Source organism: Rhodothermales bacterium (genome assembly GCA_034439735.1).
GTDB lineage: Bacteria > Bacteroidota > Rhodothermia > Rhodothermales > JAHQVL01 > JAWKNW01.
Window position 1 is genome coordinate 1 of sequence record JAWXAX010000228.1, and the last position, 8,809, is coordinate 8,809.

The window sequence follows — 8,809 nt, forward strand, 5'->3', positions numbered from 1 at the left end:
ATACTACCCCTAATGCCCTGCGCCTCCCGATATCGCCTCCATCTCTGGCTTTTTCTCGCCAGCCTGCTCACCGGGCCAGCCATGGCGCAGATCCCCCAGGTCCATCCCTATCAGATCACGCTCCGGACGTACCTCGGCACCTTCGATGAGGCGGATTTCGAGGTCGATCTCCAGCCTATCGTGTACGACCCCGGGTATTTCACGACGAAGGACGCCCTGCACCGCACCTGGATTTTGATGGAAGATCGGGGACGCAAGATGCCGGCGAATACCGGGCTACGGGTCGACGCTGGCCTCTTCACACTCCCCTCCATCGAACGCGACGGCACGGTGTACATGCAGGTCGGCCGTAACAGCGGCTTCTTCGATCCCCTCGAAACGGCCTGGTGGGTGGCATGGGACTACCCCGGCAACCCGTATTTCCAGCACCCGGCCGGCATCAACCGGGCCTTCATCGCCGCGGCCGTCGATCTCATCCTGACCGAGCACAACCTCGAAACCTCCGCCGCCAACCGGCGCAGCGATTACATCGGGGGCTACCTCGCCCGCCTTGCGTACGTGTATTACGTGGTGAAACCGAGCCTGCCGCCCGACATCCAGTCTGCCTACGAAGACGGCCTGCGCCGCATCTTCGACCGCCTGACGGCCCTCTACCCCTCCGGCAACGGCGGGGCCGACATGGAGACCTTCCAGCTCGCCGGCCTGTGGTACGCCGCCGAGGCCATCGACGACGACGACCTGCGAACCCGCGCGCTGAACCACTCCCGCTACGTCCTGAACGTCATCATGAAAGGCGACGGCTACTTCCACGAACACGGCGACGACGGCATCGACCTCTCCTACGAGGGCATCGCCCAGCGTTTCATCGCCTGGGCCGCCTTGTTGTACAACGACGCCACGATCGACGGGTATCTTGAGAAATCAGCCCGCCTGAAGGCCCATCAGACCCTCCCCGAACCCGACGGCCGCTTCACCAGCCCCTCCCATTTCAACACCGGCACCGTCTGGGGCTCGGCTACCGACCAGTGGCACACCTACGCCCGTGACCACGCCGTCGCCATGACGACCGACGAGGCGAAATACCTCGTCTGGACGGGGCGCGTGCTGGGATCGACCTATTTCCAGGGACTGCCGGACGAGGCACAGATGCGTTCGGACATCGCCCTCGCCATCTCCCAGCGCAACGCCGACACCGACGGCAGCCTGAGCTGGACGTGGAACGCGGCGTCGACCGCGGTCCCTAAGGCCTGGTCGCCACAGCACTGGCTGAATGGGATCGTGCCGGCGGCCGACCTGTACCCCGCCGGATTTTACGACCAGCTAAGCGCTCTGGCCTCCTCGGGGAGCGCGCTGATGTCCCCTCCGATGCTCCGTGAACCCGGCTTTATCGAAGTGTTTGGGGATGATTTTGTCGTCGCCCGGTTCGGGACCTACGGCGCGATCGTCCACACCGGCACCACCGTCGCTGCCTGGGCCGACGGCGTACCAGGGCTCTCCGGCGGCGCGCTGTCGGCGTTCTGGACGGAAGAAGGCGGAGCCGCCCTGCTCGGGATGTCGCGCGGCGCGCAGAACGCCGTCTCCGATCAATGGACGGGCGCGCAGGGGTGGGATACCTGGGCCGTCCAGGCGATCTCCGGCGTCAACGCCGCCGGCCAGCCCTTTAGCTCCGCCCGAAACCGGATGCCGACGGTCGAGCGCACCATCGAAGGAACGGAACGCGCCACCGTGATCGTCTCCGGGGCGATCGGATCGCACGACGGCGCACGCAGCGCCCCCGGCGGGGCCATCGCCGGCGATGTCGCCTACACCCGCACGTTCACCCTCGCCGAAAGCGGCGTCACCGTCACCTCCACCCTCGTCTCCGACGGCGCCGACGTCGTGGGGGGATTGTGGGAGATGCTTCCGCTGTACCTCCGCGACGCCGGCCAGACAGACGGCGACGCCCGGATCGAGTGGCGGGTGGGGCCGGACTGGATTCCGGCCACGACCGATTTCCAGACCGGCGTGACAGCGATCCGGTCGACCCGGTTCGAACAACCCGTGCAGATCGTGTTCGAGGAGCCGCGGCGCGTGAAGCTGTCGCCGGCCGTGTGGACCTCCCCCGCCATGGGCGCTCGCGTGCAGAACGTGATGATCGACCTGCTCGGCGCCGACGGCGGCGTCGCTATGCCAACCCTGGCATCCGTCACCTACACGATAGCCCCAGCGTCATCACTCGTCTACGGCGACCCCAGCGGCAACAGCGAAATCAGCGCCCTCGACGCCGCGCTGGTGCTGGAGCATGTCGCCGGCCAGCAGTTCCTCGGCGGCGACGCCCTCCTCGCCGCCGACGTCACCGGCAACGGCCTCGTCACCCCCCTCGACGCCTCCTACATCCTGCAATTCGTAGTGGGCATTATCGACTGCCTGCCGGCCGATAGCGCTTGCATAACCGCACGTTAGTGCGTTGAACATTTACTCGTTGAACGTTTCTCCTTTCAATCCTCGTACTCGTACTCAGCGAAGCGGTACTCGTACTCGTACTCGAATCCGTTTCCGCCTCGAACGCCCCTCACATCAATTCTCGTACTCGAAATCGTTTTCTCGTTGAACGTTGACTCGTTGAGACGAAGTAATTCATTCGAATGGCGAGACGTCGAGATCCCGCCTCACGTGTGGGATGAAATAAGAAGAGAGGGCATTGCCATTCCTGCAAGTCACAACTTAATACTGTGGACATTTTCTGGAGCTAAACCGTGCCTGACGGCCAGGCCCCTCCTCGATCCGAGGAGGGGCAAATCCCGTCGTAGCGAAGCGTTGACGGGATGGGGAGGAGCGAATCGACACCGGGCAGATGAGTCCAGGTACACCCCCGCAGTCGCTGCCATACTTTTTGCAATCTCGGCTCTCGGGTCGAGTTGCATAAAAATAATCTAAGCTGACGCAAGGCTTTACTCCTCCCCGTTCTGACCTCGATAAATCGACGTCAGAACTCGCCCCTCCTCGGATCGAGGAGGGGCCTGATCACCAGAATTGGCACAGTTGTGAGAAAACTGTCTACAAAATACAACTCAAACGTGAAACGCCATGATTGTCATTCGACTAATGGGCGGGCTGGGCAATCAACTCTTCCAGTATGCCGCCGGAAGAGCTCTGGCTCTTCGGAACCGCGTTCCCTTAAAATTGGATCTTAGCCTACTTGAAGATCGAAACGGTGGCGAACACGCTGTATATCGAGACTTCGAGCTTGGCGCCTTTCACATCAACGCGCAGGTTGCCACTGCGGATGAAGTTCGCTATTTCAATCCAACACCAAAAACAATCATCGGACGAATCGGACACCGGCTCAAAAAAGCACTTCGGCCACAACGCGTTTATTGGGAACGGGGACGAACCTTCGACCCATTGATACCCGACTTAACCGCACCGATGTGCATCGTTGGATCCCTGCAAAGCGAACGGTATTTCTAACCCATATCCATACAATTGCGGGAAGAACTCACTTTCCGTGATACGCTGTGCGACACCGCACGACCCATTGCGACAGAGATCAACTCGGGCGAATCCGTTGCCGTCCATATTCGCCGGGGAGACTATGTTTCCAACCCGCATTACAGCGCGCTGTTGGGTGCCGTAGAGCCGGACTACTACAAAAGTGCTTTCAGGTACATAGAATCAAGGCTGACTAAACCGCATTACTTCATTTTCTCCGACGATATTTCCTGGTGTCGCCAGCATTTCACGTCCGACCACCCGCTGACTTTTGTTGATGCCGAGACTACAGGTGGGGCGGCTATTCAGGATTTGATGCTCATGTCCTCCTGCCGGCACTTCATCATCCCCAACAGCACGTTCGGATGGTGGGGCGCGTGGCTCGGCAAAGATCCTGACAAGCTCGTGATTGCACCCCGAAAATGGTCAAAAAGCGGCCAACTCGATTCATCAGATCGCATACCGGAAAGCTGGCACTTGCTTTAACACGTTGAGCGTCCTTCACATCAGTTCTCCTACTCACAATACTTCGGACAGGGTACACATCTGAGCGATGCCGCGTGACAAGTCATGCCCCTCCTCTGCCCGAGGAGGGGCCTGGTCGTTTGGTACGCCCAGCTTCTCAAACTGCCCGAAATATTAACTCCGCGAAGCGGTACTCGTACTCGATTCTCAATCCATTCTCCCATGCATATCGGCTATTTCACCCACAGCCCCGTCTCCATCAGCGAGACCTTTATCCACGACCTCATCTACGCCCTCGATGCCCGCGCATCGAAGTTGACCTTTTTCTCGGGCGCCGCCTCGACGCGTGATCTTCCCGGCATAACCACACTGCCCACCGGCTACCACGAAATCCCGGAGGCCAAAAGTTACCGACTCTACAAGGTGGGCCAGGTCTTCGGCCGGCGAGGCGATCTGCTGCGATTCAACTATGCTCAGACGGCGGCCCAACGGATTCTCCGCACGCATATCGATGCCGTCAGCCAACTGGATGTCGCCTTTTTGGATTACGGAACTTCGGCTGCGCTACTTGCGCCCTTTCTGAGGTCGATGGGAATTCCCTATGTGCTCCAGGTTCATGCCTTCGATGTAACCTGCGCGTTTGCGAGCGAGCGGTATAAGAGTGCCTTTCTCGAAGCAAGCGCACATTCACAGGGCATCATTGTCGTGTCGGAGCACATGAGGAGACTCCTCGTATTGGCCGGCGTGGACCCTCGACTGATCCATACCGTCCGCCTCGGTATCTCGCCGGACGCCATCACCCCCATGCCCTGGGATCAACGCCGGCAGCAGCCGCCAACGGTGATCCACCTCGGCCGTCTGACCGAGAAAAAACACCCGATCGCCCTCGTCCACGCCTTCGCCCTCGTCCACCGCGCCATCCCCAATGCCCGGCTGGAAATCATCGGGGACGGGCCGCTCCGCGCCGAGGTCGAGCACCGCATCCGGTCACTCGGGATTGCCGACGCTGTCACCCTGCACGGCGCGCTCGGCCGGGAGCACTCCTTCCCGATCATGAACCGGGGCCAGGTCTTCGCCCAGCACAGCGTCACCTCGATTTCGGGGGATCAGGAAGGATTCCCGGTAAGCCCCGCCGAGGCCGCCATGTTCGAGCTACCCGTGGTGACGACGGCGCACAGCGGGCTGACGGAGAACATTGTCGATGGCGAAACAGGATTTCTCGTGCAGGAACACAACTACGAAGCCATGGCCGAACGCATCATCCACCTCCTCCAACACCCGGAGGTCGCCGAGCAGATGGGGAAAGCCGGCCGGCGCCGCATCCTCGCGATGTGCCGGCCCGAGGAGCGGGCCGATCGGATATTTGCCCTGCTCGATGCCGCTGCCCAAACCCGCCGATCCGGCGCACCGCTTGCTTTAACCACGGTATAGATCGAAGCACCGGTCGGTTCGGCGCAAAAAGGCTTGAAATGACTCTATTTCGGCCTTCGATCGCCAGAACCGAAGCCTCGATCACCGGAAAAGGTTGCCATAACTGGCAGGATTGGACGCACTAAGCGTACTACGCCAGCCATCGAATCTACCGGCTTTTCCAGACAGCACAGTTTTTTACCAGCGACCTCGCGGCGGCGATCCGCTCCCCAGTCGCACCCGCTCGCTCACGACGCCCCCCCTCTGTCGTCGGCGAGCCTCAGACCGCATTCTTAAACCGTAACCCCGGGCGTCGCGGCACGCCGTCCCGGGACGGGAACGAGTATGAGCACCATATCCTTACTGACGGGCTTCTCCCTCGCGTTTCTGACGGCGCTGATCCTGACGCCGATCGTCTCCTGGCTGGCGCTGCGCCAGAAGTGGGTGGATATCCCGGACGGCAAACGCGCCATGCATCGCCGGCCCACCCCGCGCGCCGGAGGCATCGCCATCGTCTCGGCCTTCCTGCTCGGCATCGCCTACTTCTACCTGCTCGACGAGGACCTGAAAGCGGCCTTTGGGTTCGATCTCTACGTGCCCTCGATGCCCTTCATCCTGGGCGCCATCGCTATGGCCCTCACGGGTTTGTATGACGACGCGTACGGGCTCGGCTTCAAGAAGAAGTTCTTCTTTCAGCTCCTCGTCGCCTACCTGATGTTCGTTGCCGGCTTCCGCGTCGAGGTCTCCAGCATCCCCCTCCTGGGCGACGACCCCTACATCCAGGCCTCGCTCGCCCTCCCCCTCACCCTGCTCTGGTATGTCGCCGTCATCAACGCCGTCAACCTCATCGACGGGCTCGACGGCCTCGCCGGCGGCATCACCCTCATCGCGTTCGGCAGTCTGGCGCTGGTTTTCAGCGCCCTGGGCGACCTCCAGTTTCTCCCGATCGCCCTGGTCATCGCCGGCGCCATCGCCGGCTTCCTGGTCCATAACTTCAGCCCCGCCACCATCTTCATGGGCGACAGCGGCAGCCTCTTCCTGGGGTTCATGCTCGCCACCTACACGCTCACCGGCACCAGCCACGAAAACCCGGTGCTGGCGCTCATCATCCCGATCCTGGCCGTCGGCTTCCCGCTGCTCGACACCTCCGTCGCCTTTGTCCGCCGCATCCTGAACGGGCAGTCACCGTTTGCGCCGGACAAGGACCACATCCACCACCGGCTCATCGAGACGTTCAAGATGACGGTGCCCGGCGCGGTCCTGCTGCTGTATGCGCTGAACGCAGCGCTGGGCCTGATGGCTATCATGCTGGTCGTCGTCGATGCCCGCTACTTCGCAGTCATCGTCGCCCTCGCCGCCCTCGTGCCGGGCGTCCTTCTTCGCAAACTCGGCTACCTGCGCTTCCGGATCGGCTTCCAGCAAGTGAAACGCCTCCTGAAAAACCGCCTCACCAACCATGTGCCCCGCGGCCAGTGGCAGACGTCGGAGGAAAAACGCGGCGCTCCGCACGACGACAGCTGGCGCACCGACCCGGCCTTCTGGCGCAAGCCGCTCGCCCTCCCACGCGACGCGATGAAGCCGCAGGAGAAGACGTCGGAGAAGACGTTGGCGGAGGAGTAGGCATGGAGACGCTCGAAACGCCGATTCGCATTGTGACACACCCGCGAGGGGCCGCGGGGAACGCCCATCCGCCGGCGCTGGAGCTCCTCCTGCGCGCCGTCCGGCCAGCGTCGGATGCGGGCAACGAGGCCGCCATCGACGCGCTCCTCGCGTCGGGCAGAGTGGATTGGGACCGGCTCGTTGCCCTGGCCCGCGGTCATGGCATGATCCCGCTCCTGTACCGCGCCTTGCGAGATCGGACGGGCCCGGCCGCGCCGGCGGACACGCTCGCGGCGATCCAGCAGGACTTCCACCGGATGTCCATGCTCATCCACGTCCAGATCATCGCCCTCCGGCGCGTCCTCGGCCACCTGGATGCGCGCGGCATCCCGGCGATCGTCCTCAAAGGGCTGCCCCTGGGCCGGCTCGCCTACGGCAACCCGATCTGGCGAAAACCGGGCGACATCGATCTCCTCATCCATCCAGAACACTACCAGGAGGTCCGGCTGGCCCTCGCGGAGATGGACTACCAGCCCGACCTCACCGGCGACGCTGCCGCTCGCGAGTTGGACTGGAAGAAGCAGATGACCTTCCGCGGCGCGCCGTGCGACGTGGACGTCCACCTCGGCCTCGAACAGGCCTCGTTTCTCCGGATCGCCTACGCCGCCGGCGCCGACGACGACGCCATCCGGGCGCGCTGCCGGACGGTCACCATCGGCGGGCTGGACGTGCGCACGCTTGGCCCCGAGGACCTCGTCGCTTTCCTCTGCATCCACAGCGCCAAACACGCGTGGTCGCACTTATTTATGATCGCCGACCTCGCCGCGTTTGTCGCGAACAACGCGATCGACTGGCCGGTCGTCGCCGAGCGGACCGCCGCGTTGAAGGCCGATCGGTATGTGGCCATCAGCCTGCTCCTCGCGCATCGGCTCTGCGGCACGGAGCTGCCCGCGCACTGGGCCGACGCCGACCGAACACTGGGCGCCCTGGCCGATCGGATCGAGCGCCGGTTATTCGCCGACACCGGCCCGACACGCCCGATCGCGTTTCATCTACTCCAGGCCCGCATTCTGGCCGGCGCCCTCGAAAAGGGGCGCTACTTCGTCAATGTCTGCCTCGAACACGTGCGCCGGAAACGGCGCGCCCACGCCTGATCCCCTCGTGCAACCTCAACTCCCGAACGGCATGATCTCCCTCAACGACACCCTCGTAGTCGAGCCCGACCTCATGATGGCCGACCTGGAAGGCGAGGCCGTCCTCCTCAACGCCCAGACTGGCCGCTACTACGGCCTCAACGATGTCGGCACCCGGATCTGGACCCTCGTCGCCGAGCCCACGCCCGTGGCCGCCGTCGTTTCGGCGCTGAAAGACGAATACGATGTCGACCCCGTCCTGCTCGAAGGCGACATCCTTCGGTTCGTCGAGGACATGGTCGCCCGCCGGCTCGTCGAAGTCAAAAAAACGCATGCTTGAGCGTCGCTCCATACCCTGGCGCTTCCATGCGTGGCGCGAGAGGCGGCTGCTCGCCGGCGTGGCGATCCTGCTGGTCGGCCTCCGCCTGGCGCTAGCCCTGCTGCCCTATCGGGTGGTCCGCCGTCTGCTTGACGGGCGGCCGTCGGGCCGGGAGATGTCCGCCGCACCCGCGATTCCCGAACCGCGCCGGCGCCGGATGATCTGGGCCGTGGAAGCCGTCGGCCGGCGGGTGCTGGGCGACAGCCCGTGTCTGCCGCAGGCCCTCGCGTTGCGGTGGATGCTGCGCCGGCACGGTGAGGATGCGACCCTGCACATCGGTGTCCGCAAAGCACAGGCCGGCGACCTCCTCGCCCACGCCTGGCTGGAGCAGAACGGCCTCGTCCTGATCGGC

At 63.3% G+C, this 8,809-nt stretch carries 8 protein-coding genes; all 8 read left to right on the plus strand.

Going from position 1 to position 8,809, the window contains the following annotated elements; genetic code table 11:
• On the plus strand, positions 1–2,442 hold a 2,442-nt coding region (locus SH809_16555), incomplete at its 5' end, for a dockerin type I repeat-containing protein (GenBank protein MDZ4701325.1).
• A gap of 624 nt (positions 2,443–3,066) precedes the next feature.
• Complete coding sequence (locus SH809_16560) at positions 3,067–3,450, plus strand: hypothetical protein (GenBank protein ID MDZ4701326.1); 384 nt, start codon at positions 3,067–3,069, stop codon at positions 3,448–3,450.
• A 15-nt stretch (positions 3,451–3,465) separates the two neighbouring features.
• Positions 3,466–3,957 (plus strand): alpha-1,2-fucosyltransferase, encoded by a 492-nt coding sequence (locus SH809_16565; GenBank protein ID MDZ4701327.1) that lies wholly within the window; start codon positions 3,466–3,468, stop codon positions 3,955–3,957.
• Positions 3,958–4,158: 201 nt separating this feature from the next.
• Complete coding sequence (locus tag SH809_16570; GenBank protein MDZ4701328.1) at positions 4,159–5,367, plus strand: glycosyltransferase; 1,209 nt, start codon at positions 4,159–4,161, stop codon at positions 5,365–5,367.
• 324 nt (positions 5,368–5,691) lie between these two features.
• Complete coding sequence (locus SH809_16575; protein ID MDZ4701329.1) at positions 5,692–6,966, plus strand: MraY family glycosyltransferase; 1,275 nt, start codon at positions 5,692–5,694, stop codon at positions 6,964–6,966.
• A gap of 2 nt (positions 6,967–6,968) precedes the next feature.
• Complete coding sequence (locus SH809_16580; protein MDZ4701330.1) at positions 6,969–8,099, plus strand: nucleotidyltransferase family protein; 1,131 nt, start codon at positions 6,969–6,971, stop codon at positions 8,097–8,099.
• A gap of 31 nt (positions 8,100–8,130) precedes the next feature.
• A complete protein-coding gene (locus SH809_16585; protein MDZ4701331.1) occupies positions 8,131–8,418 on the plus strand; it encodes a PqqD family peptide modification chaperone in 288 nt (95 codons plus the stop codon).
• On the plus strand, positions 8,411–8,809 hold a 399-nt coding region (locus SH809_16590), incomplete at its 3' end, for a lasso peptide biosynthesis B2 protein (GenBank protein MDZ4701332.1). The genes SH809_16585 and SH809_16590, both read left to right, overlap by 8 nt.